General features: G+C 45.2%; 2 protein-coding genes. Both read right to left on the reverse strand.

What is annotated here, in order from left to right; translation table 11 throughout:
• A partial coding sequence (locus GMD6S_RS11120) for a GNAT family N-acetyltransferase (RefSeq protein WP_001144892.1) occupies nucleotides 1-443 on the reverse strand: 443 nt, incomplete at its 3' end.
• A 109-nt stretch (nucleotides 444-552) separates the two neighbouring features.
• Nucleotides 553-2463 (reverse strand): leucine--tRNA ligase (leuS, locus tag GMD6S_RS11125; RefSeq protein ID WP_000962928.1); only part of this gene is annotated, 1911 nt, incomplete at its 5' end.

Raw genomic sequence — 2463 nt, forward strand, 5'->3', positions numbered from 1 at the left:
AGCTCCTCAAAAACATAGCGAGCTAGGAGATATTGAGCCTCTGTCCCTATACGTGTTCCCCTGAGTTCTGGAGAAAAAGTGACGGCACCCACTTCTATTACTCGGTTATTCTGGTCAATGCGCATGAGAGAAAAAGTTCCCAAAGCCTTACCAGTTGCCTTATCTATAATCACGTAGTAAAAACGGTCCTTACGGGCCAACATCTGATTTAAGACGGTAACCAGTTCCTCCATATCTGCTACTGGTTCCTGAAAGAGGTAGGTCCACATCTCCCGAGGTGTATTTGGACCATAAACAGCTAGCAAATCCTCAGCATGCTTTTCCACCGAAAGAGCCTCTATCCGAGCATAGCGCCCTTCTAAGAAATCAATGGAAGGCAATTCACCTGGTGTATAACCTTCCATTGACTCACCAATTATCTGACCATATTCATTGACTGGCATCGTTTTCTCCTTGTTTTACTTTTCAAACTTTATAGTTGCCCATAGTATATCATACTTTCATAAGAAGATTCAAAAAATCCTCCAGATTCTACTCTGAAGGATTCCTATATTATTCCACGACGATATTAACGAGTTTGTTAGGTACCGCAATCACCTTGACAATTTCCTTACCGTCAATTTCTGCTTTAACTTTTTCATCAGCCAGAGCGATTTCTTGCAATTCTTCGCGTGACAGGTCTTTAGCGACCATGAGTTTGGCACGAACTTTTCCTTTGATTTGGACGACGATTTCGATTTCGTCTTCAACCAATTTGCTTTCGTCCCAAGTTGGCCAAGCTACATAAGAGATTGATTCGCTAGTTGCTGCGACTGTTTGCCAGAGCTCTTCTGCCAAGTGAGGCGCAAATGGGGCGATCAATTGGATAAATCCTTTGGCATAGTCCACATAGAGCTTGTCTTCCTTGTTAGCCGCGTTGACAAAGACCATGAGTTGGGCAATGGCTGTATTGAACTTCATGGACTCGATTTGCTCAGTGACGGCTTTGACTGTTTCATTGTAGATCTTGTCAAGAGCACCATTGTTTTCCGCAGCGATTTCTTTACTTGTAATCAAACGGTAAACACGGTCGAGGAATTTACGGCTTCCTTCCAAACCTTCTTCAGACCAAGCAATTGAAGCATCAAGTGGTCCCATGAACATTTCATAGACGCGAAGGGTATCTGCACCATATTGTTCCACCACATCGTCTGGGTTAACAACGTTCTTGAGGGATTTAGACATCTTGGCTGGCGCTTGCTCTAACTCTTCTCCTGTTTCCACATGGAAGAAGGAACCGTCACGTTTTTCAACCTTATCAGTTGCCACAAGAGCCCCACGGTGGTCACGGTAGCTTGTTCCCAAAATCATTCCTTGGTTAAAGAGTTTTTGGAATGGTTCCTTAGTCGGAACAACACCTAAGTCATAGAGGAATTTATGCCAGAAACGAGCGTAGAGCAAGTGAAGAACAGCATGCTCTGCACCACCCACGTAGATATCTACTGGCAACCATTGTTTGAGAAGGTCCTCATCAGCCAATTTCTCAGTGTTATGTGGATCAATATAACGGAGGTAGTACCAGCTTGAACCAGCCCACTGTGGCATCGTATTGGTTTCGCGACGACCTTTGACGCCATCTTCACGAGTCACTTCAAGCCAGTCGGTCAAGTTAGCTAGTGGACTTTCCCCTGTACCTGAAGGGCGGATGTCCTTGGTTACTGGCAAGACAAGTGGCAATTCATTTTCAGGAACTGCTGTTGAAGTCCCATCTTCCCAATGAATGATTGGGATTGGTTCACCCCAATAACGTTGACGGCTAAAGAGCCAGTCGCGGAGACGGTAGGTAACCTTCTCTTGACCACAACCTTTTTCTTCCAACCAAGCCACAATTTTAGCAATAGCGTCTTCTTTGTTAAGGCCATCTAGGAAGTCTGAATTGACATGAAGACCATCTTCTGTGTAAGCAGCTTCTTCAACGTTTCCACCTTCAAACACTTCTACGATTGGAAGGTCAAATTGTTTGGCAAATTCCCAGTCACGTTGGTCATGGGCAGGCACGGCCATGACAGCACCTGTTCCATAGCTAGCAAGAACATAGTCGGCAATCCAGATTGGAATTTCCTTGCCATTGACAGGGTTGATGGCATAAGCGCCCGTCCAAACCCCTGTTTTTTCCTTGGCAAGGTCTGTACGAGCCAAGTCAGACTTGAGACTAGCTTGGTGTTTGTAGTCTGCAACTGCATCAGCTTGCTCTGGACTTGTGATGGCATCTACCAAGTCATGCTCAGGAGCCAAGACTGTGAAGGTCGCACCGAAAAGCGTATCAGGACGAGTAGTAAAGACGGTAAATTCCTTGTCAGTCCCTTTCACTTTAAAAGTGACATTAGCACCAGTTGATTTCCCAATCCAGTTACGTTGCATTTCCTTGATAGACTCTGGCCAATCCAACTCATCCAAGTCATTAAGCAAGCGCTCTGCATAGGC

The sequence above is a fragment of the Streptococcus sp. GMD6S genome (assembly GCF_000297015.1).